Here is a 20,855-nt window from a genome sequence, read left to right on the forward strand (position 1 = left end):
CGGCGAGCCACAACGCGCGGTTGTATCCCTAGGCTGCACGGATGGATCTGGACGCCGTGCGCACCTTCGTCACTGCCGCGGACGCCGGGCAGTTCCAGGAGGCCGCCGCCCAGCTGTCCATCACGCAGCAGGCGGTCTCGAAGCGCATCGCCGCCCTGGAGCGCGACCTGGAGGTCCGGCTCTTCACCCGCACCGCGCGCGGCGCCCGGCTCACCGTCGACGGCCAGGCGTTCCTCCCGCACGCCCGCGAGCTGCTGCGGGTGGCCGACCGCGCCGACGCCTCCGTGCGCCCCGGACGGCGGGCCCTGCGCGTGGACGTCGTCAACCGCCGCATCGCACCCGCGGTCCTCCTGCAGGAGTTTTATCGCTCGTACCCGATGTGCTCCCTCGACGTCGTCACGCTCGCGGCCGGCGTGGACGCCGCCGTGGCCGAACTCGTCGCGGGGGCGATCGATGCGACGTTTCATGCGGTACCGGATGAGGAATGGGACGGCATCGAGTCCATCAGGGTGATCGACGAGCCCCACGAGCTGCTCGTCGGCCCGCGGCACCCCTTCGCGGCGCGGGCCTCGGTGACGCCCCGCGACCTGGCCGGCCACCGCATCCGCATGCCGGGCCTGTCGACGGCCACCGAGTGGGGCGTCTACTACGAGGAGCTGGCGGCGGCGTTCGCCCTCACCATCGACCCGGGCGGCCCGATCTTCGGCAACGAGGCGCTGCTGGCCGAGATCGCCGGCTCCCCCGACGTCGCGACGCTCGTGGGGGCCGGCTCCTGGTACATGTGGCCGGACGCCTATGACCTCAGGCGGATCCCGATTCTCGACCCCGCCCCGGTGTACCCGATGTCGCTGCTCTGGCGCCGCACGAACCCCCACCCGGCGCTGGCCCAGCTGCGCGCCTTCGCGGCCGATCGGTACACGGCCCCGGCGCCGGACGTCTGGCTTCCGAGCTGGGTCAGACGGCCGGCAGCGACTCCGGCGCGATCTCGCCCTCGATAGCGGCGCTCGCCCCTTCGAGATGCGCCCGCCGCCCCAGGATGAACACGTAGAGCAGGAACGCGGCCCAGACCACGAAGCCGATGAAGTCCCGCACGACGTACGGCAGCAGGCTCGCCGGCGTGACGAACGCTTCGAGAAGGCCGCTGACGAACAGGACGGCCACCAGCCCGAGCGCGACGAGCATGCCCTCCATCGCCGTCTCGGCGAGCGCCCGCCCCCGGGTCCGCAGCGGCCCCGGCGCCACCCACGACCAGCCGATCCGCAGTCCGACCCCGGCCCCGACGAACACCGCGGTCAGCTCCAGCAGCCCGTGCGGCACGATGAGCCCGAAGAACGTGTCCGCCCGGCCATAGGCGATCATCACGCCGCCGATGAGCCCGACGTTGAGCGCATTCTGGAACAGCAGATAGATGACGGGGAAGAAGACGACGCCGGCCGCGAGGCATTCCCCGGTGAGCAGCGCGTTGTGCGTCCACACGCGCAGGAACTGGTTCTGCGGGAGGTAGGCGCTGTAGTACCCCTCGAACTGCTCGTTGACCAGGTCGCTGATCTCGCCGTCGGACAGGAAGTAGCCGGCCACCTCGGGATTGGCGGCGACGTATCCCATGAGCACGAACGTGAAGAGCGAGAACGCGGTGGCGACCCCGCACCACCACGGCCAGGCGCGATAGACCGCCATCGGGAAGGTGTGCGTGAAGAACCGCCCGACCGTGGCCATGGAGAACGACGGCGCCCCGGTGAGCGCGTTCCGCCCGGACAGCACGAGCCGCGACAGCCGCGCCACGAGCATCGGCTCGGGCGAGCGGCTGCGGATCAGCGACAGGTGGGTGGCCGCGCGCTGGTAGAGCGCCACGAGCTCGTCGGCCTCGCCGGCGGTGAGCTTGCGCCGCTTGGACAGTTCCTCGAGCCGCCGCCACTCCGCGTTGTGCTCAGCCACAAAGGCGTCGAGGTCCACCCCGGCAGCGTAGACGCCGCTCGCACCCCTGTCCGACCGCTTGCGCCCCCCGGCAGGTGCACCGCTGTAGCAGACTGTCAGCCATGACGGACACCTCGGCTCCCGCCGCTGCGCTCGGGGAGCGCCTCGTCAGCGGCGAGGCCGTCGAGCTCGAGGTGCGGGTCGCACGGGCCGGTTCGCGGGTGCTGGCCCTGATGCTCGACATCGTCCTGCAGTTCGTGCTGCTGCTCGCGCTGCTCGTGGCCACGGCCCTCGTCGTGTACCTGACGGTGCGCACCAACATCTTCGACCAGGGCCTGCTCGAGGCCATCGTCGTGATCCTGATGGCGACCGTCCTCGTCGGGTACCCGGTCTTCTGGGAGACCATCCTGCGCGGTCGTACGCCCGGCAAGGCGGCCATGGGGCTGCGCGTGGTGCGCGACGACGGGGGGCCGGTCCGGTTCCGGCACGCCCTCGCGCGGGCGCTCGTCGGACTGGCCATCGAGTGGCCCGGGCTGCTGTTCCCGGTCGTGTCCTGGCTCGGCAGCCTGGGCGTGCTGATGCTCAACCCCAGCGGCAAGCGCATCGGCGACCTGGTGGCCGGCACGATCGTCATCCACGAGCGGACGCCGGCCGCCTGGGGCTGGGTGCCGGCGATGCCGCCGCCGCTGACCCGCTGGGCCGCGCTGCTGGACCTGACCGGGCTGGACGACAGCCTGGCGCTGGCGGTCCGGCACTTCCTGGCCCGCAACCGCGAGATCGCCGAGCCGGCCCGGACCGCCCTGGGGCAGGCGCTGGCCCGCGAGGTGGCGAGCCGTACGACCCCGCCGCCGCCCCCGGGGGTGCCGGGCTGGGCCTACCTCGCGGCCGTGCTGGCCGAGCGGCACCGGCGCTCCAGCCACCGGCTGGCCCGCGCGCGGGCGGCTTCGGCGGCGGTGTGGCCGGGCCTGTACACGGCGATCACCCCGAAGCCGCCGGCCAGCCTGCCCAACCTGACCAGCCCCTGGACCCCGCCCACGGCACCGCCCACGCCCACGCCGCTCTCCACGCCGGCCATGCCGCTCGCCACGCCGGCCATGCCGCGGCCGCCGGTCCCGCGCCCCTGACGTTCGCCGGGCCGATCAGCGCCAGGCCTCTGACTGAACCCCACCCACGCCGCTCGCCACGGCGCCCACGCCGCTCGCCACGCCGGCCATGCCGCGACCGCCGGTCCCGCGTCCCTGACGTTCGCCGGGCCGATCAGCGCCAGGCCTCTGCCTGAACCCCACCCACGCCGCTCGCCACGGCGCCACGCCGCTCGCCACGGCGCCACGCCGCTCGCCACGGCGCTCGCCATGGCGCCGACGCCGCCCACGCCGCCCATGCCGCGGCCGCCGATCCCACGTCCCTGACGTTCGCCGGGCCGATCAGCGCGCCAGGCCTCTGACCTGCGAAAACCCGCTTGGACCAGCGCCGTAACCGACATATCCCCCGCCAGGGTATAAGTCCGAAATGTCGCGGCGCGCCAGCGCCCGACATTTCGTGACCAGGCAAATCAGGCGGAGCGAAGCCCCCACTCCTGAATGTTGTAGGTGGGACCCCAGACCGAGGGATTGTCGCGGATGTTCGCGTATTCGGAGTACGTGAACGTCAGCGTCGGTCGCTGCATCAGCGGCAGGACGTAGGCGTCCTTCGTCAGCAGGTCGTCCGCCTGGTTCAAGGTGTCCGCCGCGTGCCGGGCGTCCACGTCGATGGCCGCCGAGTGCACCAGCCGGTCCAGCTCCGCGTTGCTGTAGCCGCCGTAGTTTCCCACCGCGCCCGTGGCCCAGCGGCGCTCGGCCGCGCCCTGGTACAGGGGGCCGTTCACGAAGTCCGCCAGCACCAGGTCGAAGTCGCCCGCCGTCAACGTCTGGGGCAGGCCGTCCGTGGTCTCCGGGCGGGCGTCGATGCCGATGTTCTTCAGCGCCGCCGAGATGAGTTCGGCCGCGGCCGCGCGGGTGGCGTTGCCCTTGTCGTAGCGCAGGCGCAGGGCCGGGATCGCCTCGCCGGCCTTGGTCGACAGGCGGCCGTTCTCCAGCTTGTAGCCCGCGTCCGTCAGCAGCTTCTTGGCCTTCTCGCTGTCGCCGGTGCCCTGGCCGGTGCCGGAGATGACGTCCTTGTAGGCCATGTCGCCGGGGACGAAGTTGTGGCTGCCCAGCGGCTTGAGGCTCTTGTCGAAGGCGCCGTACGTCTTCTCGACCACGGTCTTGACGTTGACCTCGGTGAACAGGGCGCGGCGCAGCACCGGGTCGGCCAGGTACTTGTTGCGCACGTTGAGCATCAGGTGCTCCCACGCGTAGCCCTCGCCGACCTCGTAGATCACCCCGGGGGTGCCCGCCACGCCGGCCACCAGGGCCTGGCTGGGGCTCGGGGACATGCCGGTGATCTCCTTGGCCTTCAGGGCGGGGAGGATCGCGGCCGGGTCGGTGATGAACTTGAACGTGATGGTGTCCAGGGACGGCTTGGTCTTGCCGTACCACTTGTCGTTCTTCTTCAGCACCAGGCTCTGGCCGGGATTGTAGGTGTCGATCTGGTACGGCCCGCCGGACCACAGCGGCACCGTGCGCGCGAACCAGTCCATGGCCGCCCCGACGCCGTCCGGCTTGGCCAGGTCGAAGCCCTGCTTGGTGGCGAGGTGCGAGGGGTACAGCCCGTCGTTGGAGAAGTCGCCCTTCCAATCGCCGAACGTCTTGCCGTCGGTGAAGGTCATCGTGACGGTCTTGCCGCCGTCGGAGCCGACGATGCTCTTGATGATGTCGTACCCCGCGGTCGCGGCCGGGGTGCAGCCGGCGCAGTGCTGCGGGTTGCCCGAGTTCTGCTTCCACGAGAACACGAAGTCGTCGGCGGTGATCGGGATGCCGTCGCTCCAGACCGCGTCGGGACGGATCTTGTAGACGATCGTCTCGGGGTTCTGGTTCGTGATGTCGGCCGAGCTCACCAGGTCGGCGTTGAGCTGCAGGCGGCCCTGCGGGTCGACCTTGAACACCTGCGGCAGCACACCGGACAGGGCCTGCCTGGTGGCCGGCGCCGCGCCGTCCTTGGTGTTGACGTTCCAGTTGGCGATCGCCTGCTCCAGGCCGTACGTGTACGACCCGCCGAGCCGGATGTCGCCACCGTTGCAGGTGGTCGGGTTCTTCTCGCAGTCCGCGAACCCGATGGTGGCCGTCGGTGACGGCTTGCCGGAGCCGCCCCCCGTGCACGCCCCGAGCAGGAGCGCGGCCGCCGCCAGCGCCGCGATCGAGCCCCGCATCTGCCTTCCAGTTACAAACGCCACCCGGCAACCATAGGGGGCGGACCTAGACGAAGAGGCCACGACCCCACGAGTCGTCCGCGCCCGACACACCCGGCGGGCAGGCGAACAGCCCGCTGGAGACGTGCCGGATGTACTCGTTGAGCGCGTCCTGCCGCGACAGCCGGGTCTGGATCGGCACGAACTGCTTGCGCGGGTCCCGCATGTAGGCGATGAAGAACAGCCCCGCGTCGAGGCGCCCGAGGCCGTCGGAGCCGTCCACGAAGTTGTACCCGCGGCGCAGCAACCGGGCCCCGTCGTTGAAGTTCTGGTGGGCCAGCCGCACGTGCGCATCGACCGGAATGGTCTCCCCGTCGAACACCGGCTCATCGAACTCCTTCGCGGAGCCCAGCGCGGCACCCTCGCCCTTGTTGCGGCCGATGATGGCCTCCTGCTCGCCGAGCGAGGTCCGGTCCCACGTCTCGATCAGCATCCGGATCTTCCGCGTGACCATGTAGGACCCGCCGGTCATCCACGCCGGCCCGTCGCCCGCGGCCACCCACAGCTGCTCGTCGAGCAGCTTGGTGTCCTCGGCCTTCAGGTTCGCCGTGCCGTCCTTGAAGCCGAACAGGTTGCGCGCCGTGGCCTGCGAACGGGACGTCGAGGAGGTACGCCCGAAGCCCAGCTGCGACCACCGCACGCTCACCACCCCGAAGCCGATCCGGGCCAGGTTGCGCACGGCGTGCACCGCCACCTGGGGGTCGTGCGCGCACGCCTGCACGCAGATGTCCCCGCCCGAGATCTCCGGCTTCAGCGTGTCCTTGGCGAACTTCGGCAGATCGGCCAGCGCCTCCGGCCGCTTGTCCGCGATGCCGAAGCGGTCCTTGCCCTCCGCGGTGCGGAAGAACGTCGGGCCGAAGCCGACGGTCAGCGTCAGCCCCGACGGCGGCAGGCCGAGCGCCTCGCCGGTGTCGTCCGGCGCCGCCTCCGGCTGCCCGCCGACCGCGCCGATCGTCCCCGCGTCCTTGCCCTCCGTCATCCGCGCGGCCGCCGCCGTCCACTTCTGCAGCAGCTCGACGACCTCCGCCTTCTTGTCGGTGATGACGTCGAAGGCGACGAAGTGCAGCCGGTCCTGGGCGGGCGTGACGATCCCGCCCTGCCGGGAGCCGTAGAAGGCCTCCGCCGCGCCCGGGTCGTTGGCCCGGGCGGGCGGCGGCTCGTCGAAGATCTGCACGCCGACGGCCCCGCCGGCCGCGGCCCCGAGGGCCCCGGCTCCGGCGAGTCCGAGCATCTTGCGACGATCCATGGCAAGAAATCCTTAAAAGAGCACTACTTGGACGCGACGAGCGGGGCGACCTTGCTGATCGGCTCGGCGAGCGCGTTGATCGCGTCGGCGAGCGCCTTGAGCTGGGCCTCGGAGAGCTCGTTGTGCAGCTTCCAGCCATCCCCGCTGCGGTACTTCTCCAGCTCCGCCTGCGCCGCCGCGAACTTCTCGTCCAGGCTCTTGGCCAGGGCGGCGTCCTTCTCCTCGATCACCGGGCGGAGCGCCGCGATGGCGGCCCGGGAGCCCTCGAGGTTGGCCTGGAAGTCCCACAGGTCGGTGTGCGAGAAGGTGTCCTCCTCGCCGGTGATCTTGCCGGTCGCGACCTCGTCGAGCAGCTCCTTGGCCCCGTTGGCCAGCTCGATCGGGGAGAGCTGGACCGTCTCGGCCTTGCTGACGATCGTCTTGACGTCCTCGAGCAGCTTGTCGGCGGTCGGGCCGGACTTGCTGATGTCCTTGGTGACCCAGAGGTCCTTCTCGATCTTGTGGAAGCCGGTCCACTCCTGGCCGGGCTCGAGGTCGGCCTCGCGGGCGTCGATGGCCGGGTCGAGGTCGCCGAAGCTCTCGGCCACCGGCTCGATGCGCTCCCAGTAGGTGCGGGCGATCGGGAACAGCGCCTTGGACTTCTCGATGTCGCCGCCCTTGACCGCGTTGACGAACTCGGTCGTCTTGTCGATCAGCGCGCCGGTGTTGTTCTTGACGTACGTCTGGTAGTCCTTCGTCGCCTGCGCCAGCTTGGCGTCGTCGGTCAGCGGCTTGCTCTCGCCGGTGGCCTTGAACTGGCCGCGGATGCCGTTGCCGACCATGCCCGGCTTGCAGGCGGTCTCGTAGCTGCCGGCCGGCAGCTCCACGATCAGGTCGCGAGTGAGACCCGGCGCCACGTTCTCCACCTCGCCGACGATGCGGTCGCCGGTGGCGTACACGTAGAACTCGGTGACCTTGCCGCCCTTGTTGCTGACGGTGAAGGTGACCGGCCCGGACGCCGTCTCGGTCCGCTCGATCTTGCACTCGGTGTCGGTGGCGGTGACGGCGATCTTGCCGTTCCCACTGGCGGCTGCGCCCGGCTGGCTGTCCGATTTGTCGTCGCCGCACCCGGCGAGGGCCGCGACGGCCAGGGCCGGCACGGCGCTCAGGGCGAGCAGGCGTGAAGTACGCATGGTTCTCCTACGAAACTGTGGGAAGGGGGTAAGAAATCAGGCGTTCGCGACAGGTGCCGGCTCCGGTGCCGGCTTGCGGACGAGCGGCAGCAGGAACAGCACGAGGACCGGGATGCCGTAGGCGACCCAGGCGATGGTCTCCAGCACCGACGGCTGGGGCGTGAAGTTGAACATGCCGCGCAGCAGCTCCGCGTACCACGCGGTCGGCGGCAGCGCGCCGGTGAGATCGAAGGCGTGGTTGTTCAGGCCCGGCAGGATGTTGGCCTCCTGCAGGTCGTGCACCCCGTACTTGAAGATCCCGGCGGCCACGAGCACCAGCAGCGCGCCGGTCCAGGTGAAGAACTTGGTCAGGTTGATCCGGATCGCGCTCGCGTAGAGCAGCCAGCCGAGCACGACCGAGGTGAGCAGGCCGAGCGTGATGCCGACGAAGGGCTGCCAGTCGTCGGCGCCCTGGGCCGCGGCGAAGAACAGGATCGAGGTCTCCAGGCCCTCGCGGGCCACCGCCAGGAACGCCATGCCGGCCACCGCGAAGGTGCCGACCTCGATCGCGTCCTCGAGCCGGCCGCGCAGCTCCTTGGCCATCTGGCGGGCCATCCGGCGCATCCAGAAGATCATGAAGGTCACGAAGACCACGGCGATCAGCGAGGCGATCGCGTCGACCAGCTCCTGGTGCGGGCCGGACAGGTACGCGGTGCCGGCCTGCAGCAGCGCGGCGACGCCGATGGACAGCAGGGCGGCCGCCGCCACGCCGGCCCAGACCCACTTCAGCAGGTGCTTGCGGTCGCTCTTGACCAGGAAGGCGACGAGAATCGAGACCACCAGGGTGATCTCGAGTCCTTCGCGCAGGCCGATCAGGTAGATGGCGGTCATGCCGAGCTCCGCAGGTTGGTTAGCCGTACCTTACTTAGGTCAGCTTTACCTTAGACCTCACGCGTACCTACTACAAGCGTGTGGAACTTGACTGAACTTGAACACAAAGGACCCCGCCGGCGACTCGCGCGGCGGGGTCCTCCTGCGAACGATCAGTACCGGTAGTGGTCCGCCTTGAACGGGCCCTCGACCGGGATGCCGAGGTACTCGGCCTGCTTCTTGGTCAGCTCGGTGAGGTGCACGCCGAGCGCGCCGAGGTGCAGCCGGGCGACCTTCTCGTCGAGGTGCTTGGGCAGCACGTAGACGCCGATCGGGTACTCCTCGGTCTTCGTGAACAGCTCGATCTGCGCGATCGTCTGGTTCGCGAAGCTGTTGGACATGACGAACGACGGGTGCCCGGTCGCGTTGCCCAGGTTGAGCAGGCGGCCCTCGCTCAGGACGATGATCGACTTGCCGTCGTCGAACTTCCACTCGTCGACCTGCGGCTTGATGTTGATCCGGGTCACATCCGAGCGACGGGCCAGGCCGGCCATGTCGATCTCGTTGTCGAAGTGCCCGATGTTGCCGACGATCGCCTGGTGCTTCATCCGGCTCATGTGCTCGGCGGTGATCACGTCGAGGCAGCCCGTGGCGGTGATGAAGATGTCGGCCGTCTCGACGACGTCCTCCATGGTGGCGACCTGGTAGCCGTCCATCGCGGCCTGCAGCGCGCAGATCGGGTCGACCTCGGTGACGATGACCCGGGCGCCCTGGCCGCGCAGCGACTCGGCGCAGCCCTTGCCCACGTCGCCGTAGCCGAAGACCACGGCCACCTTGCCGCCGATGAGCACGTCGGTGGCGCGGTTGATGCCGTCGATGAGCGAGTGGCGGCAGCCGTACTTGTTGTCGAACTTCGACTTCGTGACGGAGTCGTTCACGTTGATCGCCGGGAAGAGCAGCGAGCCGGACTGCTGCATCTCGTACAGGCGGTGGACGCCCGTCGTGGTCTCCTCGGTCACGCCCTTGATGGAGGCGGCGGTGCGGGTCCAGCGGCGGTTGTCCTCGCCGATGGAGCGCTGCAGCAGCTTGAGGATGACCGCGTACTCCTCGGAGTCGGCGGTGTCCGGCGACGGCACGGCGCCCGCGCCCTCGAACTCGGCGCCCTTGTGCACCAGCAGCGTGGCGTCGCCGCCGTCGTCGAGGATCATGTTCGGGCCCTGGCCGTCGGGCCAGAGCAGCACCTGCTCGGTGCACCACCAGTACTCGTCGAGGGTCTCGCCCTTCCACGCGTACACGGGCACGCCGGCCGGCTTCTCGGGGGTGCCCTCCGGGCCGACGGCGATCGCGGCGGCGGCGTGGTCCTGGGTCGAGAAGATGTTGCAGCTCGCCCAGCGCACCTGCGCGCCGAGGGCGACGAGCGTCTCGATCAGCACCGCCGTCTGGATCGTCATGTGCAGCGAGCCGGTGATCCGCGCGCCCTTGAGGGGCTGCGTCGCGGCGAACTCGCGCCGGATCGCCATCAGGCCCGGCATCTCGTGCTCGGCGAGCTGGATCTCCTTGCGCCCGAACGCGGCGAGGGACAGGTCGGCCACCTTGAAGTCACCGTCGGCGACGGTCTTCGGCGGCAGCGTGCTGGTCAATGCGATCTCCTGGTCTGCAGACGTCGTACGGCGACCCTTCACGGTACGCGGCGGCCTCCGAGCCCTCCAAGCACCCCTGGAGGAGTCGGCACGCAGGAAGTACCTGGACAGCGAACGGGGCGGCGGGATTGCTCCCACCGCCCCGTTCTTCCCCCCGGTTTGGTTCCCCCGCAATTGGCTTGGACGCTGTCACAAACCCTGCGTAGTTAGAAGATTACCGCCTGCAACCGGAATGTCAAGCATTTGCTACTAAATCGGACACCTTGGATTGGTAACGAGACCGGGCGCCCCGCGAAGTCCGCGGAGCGCCCGGTTCAACAGCTCGTGTGAGTTACGCCTGCGTCACGGCGTGGCCGCCTGGAAGGCCTCCCCGTTCCCGCTGAGCGAGAGCTCCGGGCGGCTGGCCGGCGCGAAGGCCGCCTGACCGGGGCCGAGCGTCACCGGTACGGCCCCGTCGTCCACCCGCACCGAGCCGCGCGTGCACAGCACGATCCGCGGCCCCCCGCCCGGCAACCGGACGGCCGGCCGGGTGGCGTCCAGCACGGCCCGGTGCAGCGCGAAGTCGGGCACCGGCACCGGGTAGGCCCACAGGCCCCCGCCCAGCTCCTCGGCGTGCGTCACCGGCTCGTCGAGCACCTCGAAGCGCAGCACCCGCAGCAGCTCGGCGACGTCCACGTGCTTCGGGGTCAGCCCGCCGCGCAGGACGTTGTCGGACGCGGCCATGATCTCGACCCCGACGCCGCGCAGGTAGGCGTGCAGGTTGCCGGCCGGCATCCAGACCGCCTCGGACGGGCGCAGCCGGATGCGGTTGAGCAGCGTGGCCACGATCACCCCGCTGTCGCCCGGGTACTGCTCGGCCAGGGCGGCGATCAGGTCGTACGCCGGGCGCTCGGCCGCCCGCGCGCCCGCCGCCGCCACGACCTCCCCGACCAGGTCCGCGTCCGGGTTGCCGAGCAGGCCGCGGACGGCGTCGTGCAGCGCCGCCGCCGGGTCGGCCTGGCTCAGCGCGTCGATCGTGGGCTTGAGCCGCTCCACGCCGAGGGCGGCGAGGTCGGCCGCGGCCGCCGCCGGGTCGCGGAAGCCGCACAGCGCGTCGAAGTCGGTCAGCGCGACCAGCATCTCCGGCTTGTGCCAGGCGTCGACGTAGGACGGGTGCCCGCCGGCGTGCGCCGCCCGGGCCTGCTCCAGCGTCGGGTGGGCCTGCAGCGACAGCGGCTGGGCGGCCGCCAGCACCTTGAGCAGGAACGGCAGCCGGGTGCCGAAGCGCTCGACGTTGACCCTCCCGAGCAGCGTCTCCGGGTCGGCGGCGATCGCGTCGACCAGCGACCGGCCGCTCACCGCCAGCCGGGACGGGCTCGCCGGGTGGGCGCCCATCCACAGCTCGGCCTCGGGGTCGGTGGTCGGCGCGGGCCGGCCCTGCAGCGTGGCGATCGCGGTGTGCGAGCCCCACGCGTACTTGCGGATCGGGCTGTCGAGAAGTTCCACGGATCAGTGCGCCTCTGCAGGATCGGCCGCCGGGGCGGTGGTGTGGTCCGCCTCGCCGGCCTTGGTCGCCCGGTAGATGTCCGGCTCCAGGTAGATCACGCGGGCGATCGGCACCGCGGCCCGGATGCGGGCCTCGGCGGCGTCGATGCCGCGGGCGATCTCGTCCGCGGTCTCGTTGTGCCGCACCGCGATCTTGGCCGCCACCAGCAGCTCGTCCGGCCCGAGGTGGACCGTGCGCATGTGGATCACGCGCTCGACCTCGGGGCCGTCCACGATCGCCGCCTCGATGGCGCTGACCTGCTCCTCGGTGGCCGCCTCGCCCACGAGCAGGCTCTTCATCTCCACCGCGAGCACGGCCGCGACGGCGATGAGCAGCACGCCGATGGCCGCGGTGCCGACGCCGTCCCAGATGCCGTTGCCGGTGATCAGGGTCAGCCCGACGCCGAAGAGGGCCAGCACGAGGCCGATCAGGGCGGCGAGGTCCTCCAGGAGGATGACCGGCAGCTCCGGCTCCTTGGCCCGACGGATGAACTGGACCCAGGTCGCCTTGCCCTTGATCTTCTTCGTCTCGCCGATCGCGGTGCGGAAGGACAGGCTCTCCATGACGATCGCGGCGACCAGCACCACGACCGGCACCCACTGCCAGGACTCGATCGGCTCCGGGTGGGACAGCTTGTGCCAGGCCTCGTAGATGGCGAAGACGCCACCGACGAAGAACAGCACGACGGCGACGATGAAGGCGTAGATGTACCGCTCCCGGCCGTAGCCGAACGGGTGGCGCGCGGTCGCCTGCTTCGTGGCCTGCTTGCCGCCGAGCAGCAGCAGGCCCTGGTTGCCGGAGTCGGCGACCGAGTGGATGGCCTCGGCCAGCATCGACGACGAGCCGGTCAGGAAGAACGCGACGAACTTGGTAGCGGCGATGCCGAGGTTGGCGGCGAGGGCCGCCAAGATCGCTTTCGTCCCACCCTCAGTGCTCACGGAGACACCAGATCCTTCATCTCGGAGACAGCCGGCACGGCCATGGGGTCGAAGCCGTGCGCCAGACCAAGGTAGATCGAGGTGAAGTCCGGAACGGCGACGAGCGACGCCAATCGTTCCAGAGCGGAGCCACCCTCGGCGGTGATCAGGCTCACCCGCACGCCGCGGCGCTCGGCCAGCTCCTGGACCGCCTCGGCCCGCCGCTCCTCGACCGCGACCGGCTCGCCGTCGTCCTCGTCCTCGCCGGTCAGCCCGCCGTCGCGGAGCAGCACCAGGCGCAGGCGGGTGCCCTTGGCGCCCTCGTCCTCGTCCTCGTCGGGATCGGCGAAGATGTCGCGGTCGGCCTCGGCCAGCCCGCCGTAGACGCCGTCGAGCAGCCCGACCCGGCCGCGGCCGGCCTCGCCGAGCGCGCCGACGACCGCCGGGTAGCGCGCGTTGGCCGACAGCGTGTCGCCGAAGCGCCGGGCGGCCACCGTGGCCAGCGGCGAGGAGCCCCAGACGATCGGCACCGAGTGGGCCAGGTCCAGGGCCAGGCTCTTGCCCGGGTTGACGAACGTCTCCATCGCCGTGCGGCACCGCTCGGCGTCGGCGTCGAGCCGGGCGGCGGTCTCGGCGAAGTCGGCCTCGGTGACCTTGACCAGGCCCAGCTGGCGGGCGGCCAGCAGGACCGGGACGGTCAGCCCCCAGAGGCTGGCCCGGGCCGGCGCGCGCCGCGGCACCGGGATGAACGGCGCCCGGAAGCGGTCGGCCAGGGCGTGCAGCTGGGTGTCGGGGGCCCCGATGGCCACCAGCCGGGCCCCGCGCCGCCCCGCTGCCTCGGCGGCCGCGAGGGCCTCCGGGGAGCGGCCGGACGCCGAGACGGCGATGACCACGTCGGCCGCGCCGACCCAGCCGGGGATGCCCGCGCTGCGGTGGGCCAGCACCGGCACCGGGCAGCGCGGCCCGGCGACGGTCTCCAGGATGTCGCCGGTGCGCGCGGCCGTGCCGACACCCGCGACGACCACGGCGCGCGGGCGGCCCTCGTCGGCCAGGGCGCTCAGGTCGGTCTCGGCGGCCAGCGTGGCCGCCTCCCGCACCTGGGCGCCGGCCGACGCGGTCGCCCGCAGCATGCCGCCCGGGTCGTTCTTCTCCAGTCCCTCGGCGTTGTCCAGCAGCGCCAGGTCGATCTCGCGATGCCCGCGGACCCCCGCGGTGCCCTCCAGCGGATTCACGCCTCACCACCCTCTTCGGCATTGGCGGTTTCCCCGCCGTCGGCGTTCTCAACCGCGTCGCCGGACGCGGGCTGGCGCGCCTCGTCCAGCAGCAGCACCGGGATGCCGTCGCGGATCTCGTAGATCCGTCCGCACTCGGTGCAGGTGAGCGTCTGGGCCTCGGCGTCGAGGGTCAGTTCGGCGTGATGCTCGTCGGGGCAGCGCAGGATCGACAGCAGGGCGGGGTCCACGGACACGCGTTCCACTCCTCGTTCAGCGGCGGATGACGGCCAGCATCTCATCGCGCAGGGCCGCCATCCGCTCGGCGGTCGGCGCCTCAACGTTAAGCCGCAGGAGCGGCTCCGTGTTGGACGGGCGGACGTTGGCCCAGCTGCCGTCGGGGAACGTGAGGGTGATCCCGTCGAGGCGGTCGATCTCCACCGGGAACGCCTGCTCGATCTCCGCCATCTTCCCGGCAGTGTCGGCCACCGTCGAGTTGATCTCCCCGGAGGCGGCGTAGCGCTCGAAGTCCTTGGCCAGCGCCGAGAGCGGCGCGGCCTGGCCGCCGAGCAGGGCCAGGGTGTGCAGGGCGGCCAGCATGCCGGTGTCGGCGCCCCAGAAGTCGCGGAAGTAGTAGTGGGCCGAGTGCTCGCCGCCGAAGACGGCGCCGGTCCGGGCCATCTCGCCCTTGATGAACGAGTGCCCGACCCGGGTGCGCACCGGCTGCCCGCCGTGCTCGCGGACGATCTCCGGCACCACCTTCGAGGTGATGAGATTGTGGATGATCGTGCCGCCCGGGTCCTTCTCCAGCTCCCGGACCGCGACCATCGCCGTGATCACCGACGGCGAGACGGCCTCGCCGCGCTCGTCGACGACGAAGCAGCGGTCGGCGTCGCCGTCGAAGGCCAGGCCGATGTCGGCCCCGGTCTCGCGCACCTTGGCCTGCAGGTCGACCAGGTTGGCCGGCTCCAGCGGGTTGGCCTCGTGGTTGGGGAAGGTGCCGTCCAGCTCGAAGTAGAGCGGGATGATCGTCAGCGGCAGCCCCGAGCCGAGCACGGCCGGCACCGTGTAGCCGCCCATGCCGTTGCCGGCGTCGACGACCACCGTCAGCGGCCGGATGTCGGAGAGGTCCACGAGCTTGAGCAGGTGGGTCGCGTAGCGCTCGAGCAGGCTGTACTGCTCGATGCCGCCCTTGAGCCCGCCCTCCTGCACCCGGGTCCCGCCGTCGAGGATCTGCTGGGCCCGCTCGCGGATCTCGGCCAGGCCGGAGTCCTGCCCGACCGGCTTGGCGCCCTGCTTGCAGAGCTTGATCCCGTTGTACTGCGCCGGGTTGTGGCTGGCGGTGAACATCGCGCCCGGCAGGTCCAGCACGCCCGAGGCGTAGTACAGCAGGTCGGTGGAGCCCAGGCCGGCCTCCAGCACGTCGGCGCCCTCGGCGCGCGCACCGTTGGCGAAGGCGGTCGCCAGGGCCGGGCCGGAAGCCCGCATGTCATGCGCGGTCACGATCTTCTCGGCGAACTCGCCACGGTTGCGCAGCGTCTGCACGAACGCCCGCCCGAGTGCCTCCGCCACCGGCTCGTTGAGCTGGTCGGGCACCGTCCCCCGCACGTCGTAGGCCTTGACGATCCGGCTCAGGTCGATCACAGTCTCGCACCCCTAGTCGTGGTCGCTGTTCCTACGAGGGAGCCTAGTGCGGTTGCGTTCCGTACACGTGTCAGTCCCAAGTTGCTCATGGTGCGAACCCGCGAAGCTTGTAGGGCAGGATGAACGCATGGCGGAGGAAGGCAACTCGCTGCGGGCGATCGTCGCGGCGCTCGCGGCGAACCTCGGCATCGCGCTGAGCAAGTTCGTCGCGTTCCTGTTCACCGGCTCGTCGTCGCTGCTCGCGGAGGCGGTGCACTCGGTGGCCGACACCGCCAACCAGGTGCTGCTGCTCATCGGCGGCCGGCGGGCCCAGCAGCGGGCGAGCCAGCTGCACCCGTTCGGGTACGCCCGCTTCCGGTACTTCTACGGCTTCCTCGTCACCCTGGTGATCTTCCTGGTCGGCGGCGTGTTCGCGCTGTTCGAGGGCTGGGAGAAGCTGCACAGCCCGGAGCCGGTGCAGGACCCGATCTGGGCGTTCGTGGTGCTCGGCATCTCGGTCGTGCTGGAGTCGTTCTCGCTGCGCACCGCCGTGCACGAGGCCCAGCCGTCCCGCCGCGGGGCGCCCTGGCTGCGCTTCATCCGCACCACCCGCTCCCCCGAGCTGCCGGTCGTGCTGGCCGAGGACTTCGGCGCGCTGACCGGCCTCACCTTCGCCTTCCTCGGCATCACCCTCGCCGTCGTCACCGGCGACGGGCGCTGGGACGCGGCCGGCACGCTCGCCATCGGCGCCCTGCTGGTGGTCATCTCGATCACCCTGTCCCAGCGGATGCGCAGCCTGCTCATCGGCGAGTCGGCCGACAACGGCACGCTGCTGCAGATCGAGGCCGCGATCGAGCGCGAGCCGCTGATCGAACGCATGATCCACCTGCGCACCATGCACCTCGGCCCCGACCAGCTGCTGATCGCGGCCAAGGTGGCGGTGCGCGCCGACGAGACCATGGCCCACGTCGCCCAGGCCATCGACCGCGCCGAGAAGCGGGTCCGCGACGAGCTGAGCTACGAGTGCTTCATCTTCCTGGAGCCCGACGTGTTCAACGCGAAGCTGTACGAGACGGCCGAGCGCCCGCCGGGCTCGTCCTCCGCCGAGCCCCGCGAGGCGTGGGAGTAGCTAGAGCTGCAGGCCCGTGAGGACCATGACGCGCTCCTCCGTGTAGTCGGCCATCGCGCTGGCCAGGCCCTCGCGGCCGACGCCGCTGGCCTTGGCCCCGCCGTACGGCATCTGGTCGGCCCGGTAGCTCGGCACGTCGCCGACGATCACGCCGCCGACCTCCAGGACCCGGTGGGCCTCGAAGGCGCGGTCGAGCCGGCGGGTGAAGACGCCGGCCTGCAGGCCGTACTGCGAGGCGTTGACCGCGGCGAACCCGTCGGCGTCGGAGGCGACCCGCTCCAGGACCAGCACCGGGCCGAAGACCTCCTCGGTGCAGACCTTGGCGTCGGCCGGCGCCCCGGCCAGCACGGTCGGGGCGTAGGAGGCGCCGTCGCGGGTGCCGCCGGCGAGCAGCTTGGCCCCGGCCGCGACCGCCTCGCCGACCCACGCCTCGACCCGCTTGGCCGCGTCCTCGCTGATCAGCGGGCCGACGTCGGTCTGCTCGTCGGACGGGTCGCCGGTGCGCTGGGCCTCCACGGCGGCCACCAGCTTGTCGGCGAGCGCGTCGTGGTGGCGCTCGTGGACGTACACCCGCTGGACCGCGATGCAGCTCTGCCCGGCCTGATAGTTGGAGAAGGTCGCGATCCGGCCCGCCGCCCAGTCGAGATCGTCGTAGTCCTCGCACACGACCACGGCCGCGTTCCCGCCCAGCTCCAGCGTGACGTGCTTGCGCGGCACGGCGTCGCGGATCTGCCAGCCGACCGGGCCCGAGCCGGTGAACGACACGACCGGCAGGCGCGGGTCGGCGACCAGGGCGGGCGCGCGGTCGTTCGGGATGGGCACGATCGACCACATGCCCGCGGGGAGGTCGGTCTCGGCCAGGATCTCGCCCAGCAGGAGCGCGCTGAGCGGGGTGGCCGGGGCCGGCTTGAGCACGATCGGCGCGCCGACCGCGAGCGCCGGGGCGACCTTGTGGGCGACCAGGTTCAGCGGGAAGTTGAACGGGGAGATGCCCAGCACCGGGCCGCGCGGCACCCGCTTGACGATCGCCAGGCGGCCGGTCGCGGCCGGGTCGGTGTCGAGGCGCTGCAGCGAGCCGGAGAACCGGCGGGCCTCCTCGGCGGCCCAGCGGAACGTCGAGACGGCCCGGGCGACCTCGCCCCGCGACCACTTCATCGGCTTGCCGTTCTCGGCCGTGATGAGCCGGGCGACCTCGTCGGCGCGCTCCTTGAGCCGGGCGCTGACGTGGTCCAGGGCGGCGGCCCGGGCGCTGGCGGGCAGGGCCGCGGCCTCGGAGGCGACGGCGGCCGCCGCGGCGACCGCCCGTTCGACCTGCTCGGGGGTGGCATTGGAGGTGGTGCCGACCTGACGCCCGTCGTAGGGGTGGCGGATCTCGACGGCGTCGTCGCTGGTTGCCGGGCGCCCGGCGATGAAGAACGGGGTCACGATTCCACCCTAACTCCCACGGAAACAGTTGCCCGAGGGCTTGTGCGCCACGGATTCGATGGAAAAAATAGCCGTGCCGGCCCCAAGGGAGTGGACATGACCAAGCAGCTGCAGAACTTCGTCGACGGCGAGCACATCGACCCCGCCGACGGGCGATACTCCGATCTCGTTGATCCATCCACCGGTGAGGTGTTCGCCTCGGCGCCGGTCTCCAGCGCGGAGGACGTCGACCGGGCGGTGAAGGCGGCGGCCCGGGCGTTCGAGACCTGGCGCGACGCCACCCCCTCGGAGCGGCAGCGCGCCCTGCTCAAGCTGGCCGACGCCATGGAGGACCGGGCCGCCGAGATCATCGACGCCGAGGTCCGCAACACCGGCAAGCCGCGCGCGATGACCGCCAGCGAGGAGCTGCCGCCCTCGATCGACCAGGTCCGGTTCTTCGCCGGCGCCGCCCGGGTGCTCGAGGGCCGGTCGGCCGGGGAGTACATGAAGGGCCACACCAGCTACGTGCGGCGCGAGCCGATCGGGGTCTGCGCCCAGGTCACGCCCTGGAACTACCCGCTCATGATGGCGATCTGGAAGATCGCCCCGGCGCTGGCCGCGGGCAACACCGTCGTGCTCAAGCCCTCCGACACGACCCCGGTCTCCACGCTGCTGCTGGCCGAGCTGGCCGCCGAGTTCCTGCCGCCGGGCGTGCTCAACGTCGTCACCGGCGACCGGGACACCGGCCGCGCCCTGGTCGCCCACCCGACCCCGAACTTCGTCTCCATCACCGGCTCGGTGCGGGCCGGGCGCGAGGTCGCCGCCGGCGCCGCCCCCTCCCTCAAGCGCACCCACCTGGAGCTCGGCGGCAAGGCCCCGGTCGTGGTCTTCGACGACGCCGACCTGGCCGCCGCGGCCGAGGCGATCGCGGTCGCCGGCTACTTCAACGCCGGGCAGGACTGCACCGCGGCCACCCGGGTGCTGGCCGGGCCCGGCATCTACGACGACTTCGTGGCCGCCCTGGCCGAGCAGGCCGCCGGCACGAAGACGGGCGCCCCGGACGACGAGGACATCCTGTACGGCCCGCTCAACAACGCCAACCAGCTGTCGAGGGTCGGCGGCTTCATCGACCGGCTCCCCGACCACGCCAAGCTCAACACGGGCGGGGCCCGGGTCGGCGACCGCGGCTTCTTCTACTCCCCCACCGTCGTGTCCGGCCTGCGCCAGGACGACGAGATCATCCAGGACGAGGTGTTCGGCCCGGTGATCACCGTGCAGCGCTTCACCGACGAGGACGAGGCGGTGCGCTGGGCCAACGGCGTGGAGTACGGGCTGAGCTCCTCGGTCTGGACCCGCGACCACGGCCGCGCGATGCGGATGACCCGCCGGCTCGACTTCGGCTGCGTCTGGGTCAACGCCCACATCCCGATCGTGGCCGAGATGCCGCACGGCGGGTTCAAGCAGTCCGGCTACGGCAAGGACCTCTCCATGTACGGCCTGGAGGACTACACCCGGATCAAGCACGTCATGCACAACATCGAGCTGTGACCATGACGAACTCGGCCGACCTGCACAAGCGCCGCTCCGCCGCCGTCGCCCGCGGGGTCACCAGCATGATCTCCTCGTACGTCGAGCAGGCCGGGGGCGGCACGCTGACCGACGTCGACGGCAAGGAGTGGATCGACCTCGCGGCCGGCATCGCGGTCACCAACGTGGGCAACTCGGATCCCAGGGTGGTGGCCGCGGTCCAGCGGCAGGTCGAGCGGTTCACCCACACCTGCTTCATGATCGCGCCGTACGAGGGCTACGTGGCCGTCTGCGAGCAGCTCAACGCGCTCACCCCGGGCGCGTTCGAGAAGCGCTCGGCCCTGTTCAACTCGGGCGCCGAGGCGGTCGAGAACGCGGTCAAGATCGCCCGGCACGCGACCGGGCGGCGGGCCCTCGTCGTGTTCGACCACGCGTACCACGGCCGGACCAACCTGACCATGGCGCTCACCGCCAAGGACATGCCGTACAAGCACGGCTTCGGCCCGTTCGCCGGCGAGGTCTACCGGGTGCCGATGTCGTACCCGTTCCGCGACGGGCTGGCCGGCCCGGACGCGGCCGCCCTGGCCATCGGCATGATCGAGAAGCAGGTCGGGGCCGACCAGGTGGCCGCCGTGCTCATCGAGCCGATCCAGGGCGAGGGCGGCTTCGTGGTACCGGCGCCGGGTTTCCTCCCCTCGCTGGCCGCCTGGGCCAAGGCGAACGGTGCGCTCTACATCGCCGACGAGATCCAGACCGGCTTCTGCCGCACCGGCGACTGGTTCGCCAGCACCCACGAGAGCGTCGAGCCGGACCTGATCACCACGGCCAAGGGCATCGCCGGCGGGCTGCCGCTGGCGGGGGTCACCGGGCGCGCCGAGCTCATGGACGCGGTGCACCCGGGCGGGCTCGGCGGCACCTACGGCGGCAACCCGATCGCCTGCGCGGCCGCCCTCGCCGCGATCGAGACCATGCGGGAGCTGGACCTCGCGGCGGCCGCCCGGCGGATCGAATCGGTCATGCTGCCCCGCCTGCGCGCGCTCCAGGAGCGCTTCCCGTTCGTCGGGGACGTCCGCGGGCGCGGCGCCATGCTGGCCATGGAGATCGTGGTGCCCGAGTCCGCCGCGCCGGGCACGCTGACGGCGGAGCGCGGCTGGGCCAAGGGCGCACCGCTGGGCGCGACCCCGGACGCCGCCCGCACGGCCGCCGTCCAGCGCCGGGCCCACGAGGCCGGGCTGCTGCTGCTCACCTGCGGGACGTACGGCAACGTGATCCGTTTCCTCCCCCCGCTCGTGATGGACGACGCGACCCTGGAACGCGCGCTCGCCCTGCTCGAATCTGGCCTTGGCGATCAAGGGTGACGCGGGTCACTATTG

At 71.5% G+C, this 20,855-nt stretch carries 17 protein-coding genes; 5 read left to right on the forward strand and 12 right to left on the reverse strand.

Translation table 11 applies throughout. The features are described 5' to 3' along the window. Positions 1–41 precede the first annotated feature (41 nt). The gene (locus ACQPZ4_RS46735; protein WP_433051831.1) at positions 42–998 is read left to right on the forward strand and encodes a LysR family transcriptional regulator; all 957 of its coding nucleotides are present in this window, start codon (positions 42–44) and stop codon (positions 996–998) included. Here the strand turns inward: ACQPZ4_RS46735 and ACQPZ4_RS46740 are convergent. Continuing rightward, entirely contained in the window at positions 955–1,953 is a 999-nt protein-coding gene (locus ACQPZ4_RS46740; protein WP_433051834.1) for a stage II sporulation protein M, read from the reverse strand. The genes ACQPZ4_RS46735 and ACQPZ4_RS46740 overlap by 44 nt on opposite strands. Positions 1,954–2,036: 83 nt before the next feature. Between ACQPZ4_RS46740 and ACQPZ4_RS46745 the strand changes: the two genes are divergently transcribed. Further along, positions 2,037–3,038 carry an RDD family protein gene (locus tag ACQPZ4_RS46745; RefSeq protein ID WP_433051837.1) on the forward strand — a complete coding sequence of 334 codons (1,002 nt, stop codon included), beginning with the start codon at positions 2,037–2,039 and terminating at the stop codon, positions 3,036–3,038. 428 nt (positions 3,039–3,466) lie between these two features. Here ACQPZ4_RS46745 and ACQPZ4_RS46750 read toward each other — a convergent pair whose 3' ends face one another. The 10 genes from ACQPZ4_RS46750 to ACQPZ4_RS46795 all read right to left on the reverse strand — a co-directional run bounded on the left by ACQPZ4_RS46750 (position 3,467) and on the right by ACQPZ4_RS46795 (position 15,443). Beyond that, positions 3,467–5,224, reverse strand: a complete 1,758-nt coding sequence (locus ACQPZ4_RS46750) for an ABC transporter family substrate-binding protein (RefSeq protein WP_433051840.1) — start codon at positions 5,222–5,224, stop codon at positions 3,467–3,469. Positions 5,225–5,246: 22 nt separating this feature from the next. After that, a complete protein-coding gene (gene efeB, locus ACQPZ4_RS46755; RefSeq protein ID WP_433051843.1) occupies positions 5,247–6,485 on the reverse strand; it encodes an iron uptake transporter deferrochelatase/peroxidase subunit in 1,239 nt (412 codons plus the stop codon). Positions 6,486–6,508: 23 nt separating this feature from the next. Beyond that, a complete protein-coding gene (gene efeO / locus ACQPZ4_RS46760; RefSeq protein WP_433051846.1) occupies positions 6,509–7,657 on the reverse strand; it encodes an iron uptake system protein EfeO in 1,149 nt (382 codons plus the stop codon). A 36-nt stretch (positions 7,658–7,693) separates the two neighbouring features. After that, positions 7,694–8,527 (reverse strand): iron uptake transporter permease EfeU, encoded by an 834-nt coding sequence (gene efeU / locus ACQPZ4_RS46765; RefSeq protein ID WP_433051849.1) that lies wholly within the window; start codon positions 8,525–8,527, stop codon positions 7,694–7,696. A 152-nt stretch (positions 8,528–8,679) separates the two neighbouring features. Then, positions 8,680–10,146: an adenosylhomocysteinase gene (ahcY, locus tag ACQPZ4_RS46770; RefSeq protein ID WP_433051852.1), complete on the reverse strand. Its 1,467-nt coding sequence runs from the start codon at positions 10,144–10,146 to the stop codon at positions 8,680–8,682. A 342-nt stretch (positions 10,147–10,488) separates the two neighbouring features. Further along, positions 10,489–11,631, reverse strand: a complete 1,143-nt coding sequence (gene manA / locus ACQPZ4_RS46775) for a mannose-6-phosphate isomerase, class I (RefSeq protein WP_433051855.1) — start codon at positions 11,629–11,631, stop codon at positions 10,489–10,491. 3 nt (positions 11,632–11,634) lie between these two features. Then, positions 11,635–12,609 carry a cation diffusion facilitator family transporter gene (locus ACQPZ4_RS46780; RefSeq protein ID WP_433051858.1) on the reverse strand — a complete coding sequence of 325 codons (975 nt, stop codon included), beginning with the start codon at positions 12,607–12,609 and terminating at the stop codon, positions 11,635–11,637. Beyond that, entirely contained in the window at positions 12,606–13,811 is a 1,206-nt protein-coding gene (locus tag ACQPZ4_RS46785; RefSeq protein ID WP_433067018.1) for an SIS domain-containing protein, read from the reverse strand. The genes ACQPZ4_RS46780 and ACQPZ4_RS46785 overlap by 4 nt, the downstream gene beginning before the upstream one ends. A gap of 5 nt (positions 13,812–13,816) precedes the next feature. After that, entirely contained in the window at positions 13,817–14,056 is a 240-nt protein-coding gene (locus tag ACQPZ4_RS46790; RefSeq protein WP_433051861.1) for a Trm112 family protein, read from the reverse strand. Between the two features lie 16 nt (positions 14,057–14,072). Beyond that, positions 14,073–15,443, reverse strand: a complete 1,371-nt coding sequence (locus ACQPZ4_RS46795; protein ID WP_433051864.1) for a phosphomannomutase/phosphoglucomutase — start codon at positions 15,441–15,443, stop codon at positions 14,073–14,075. Between the two features lie 127 nt (positions 15,444–15,570). On the opposite strand from ACQPZ4_RS46795, the gene ACQPZ4_RS46800 reads away from it, so the two are divergent. Continuing rightward, the gene (locus ACQPZ4_RS46800; protein ID WP_433051867.1) at positions 15,571–16,551 is read left to right on the forward strand and encodes a cation diffusion facilitator family transporter; all 981 of its coding nucleotides are present in this window, start codon (positions 15,571–15,573) and stop codon (positions 16,549–16,551) included. Here ACQPZ4_RS46800 and ACQPZ4_RS46805 read toward each other — a convergent pair whose 3' ends face one another. Further along, the gene (locus ACQPZ4_RS46805) at positions 16,552–17,976 is read right to left on the reverse strand and encodes an aldehyde dehydrogenase family protein (RefSeq protein ID WP_433051870.1); all 1,425 of its coding nucleotides are present in this window, start codon (positions 17,974–17,976) and stop codon (positions 16,552–16,554) included. It lies immediately after the preceding gene. Positions 17,977–18,072: 96 nt separating this feature from the next. On the opposite strand from ACQPZ4_RS46805, the gene ACQPZ4_RS46810 reads away from it, so the two are divergent. Continuing rightward, positions 18,073–19,503 carry a gamma-aminobutyraldehyde dehydrogenase gene (locus ACQPZ4_RS46810; protein WP_433051873.1) on the forward strand — a complete coding sequence of 477 codons (1,431 nt, stop codon included), beginning with the start codon at positions 18,073–18,075 and terminating at the stop codon, positions 19,501–19,503. A 2-nt stretch (positions 19,504–19,505) separates the two neighbouring features. After that, the gene (gabT, locus tag ACQPZ4_RS46815) at positions 19,506–20,840 is read left to right on the forward strand and encodes a 4-aminobutyrate--2-oxoglutarate transaminase (RefSeq protein ID WP_433067020.1); all 1,335 of its coding nucleotides are present in this window, start codon (positions 19,506–19,508) and stop codon (positions 20,838–20,840) included. The last annotated feature ends 15 nt before the right edge of the window (positions 20,841–20,855 follow it).

This window comes from Dactylosporangium sp. CS-033363, assembly GCF_050942475.1.
Taxonomy (GTDB): Bacteria; Actinomycetota; Actinomycetes; order Mycobacteriales; family Micromonosporaceae; genus Dactylosporangium.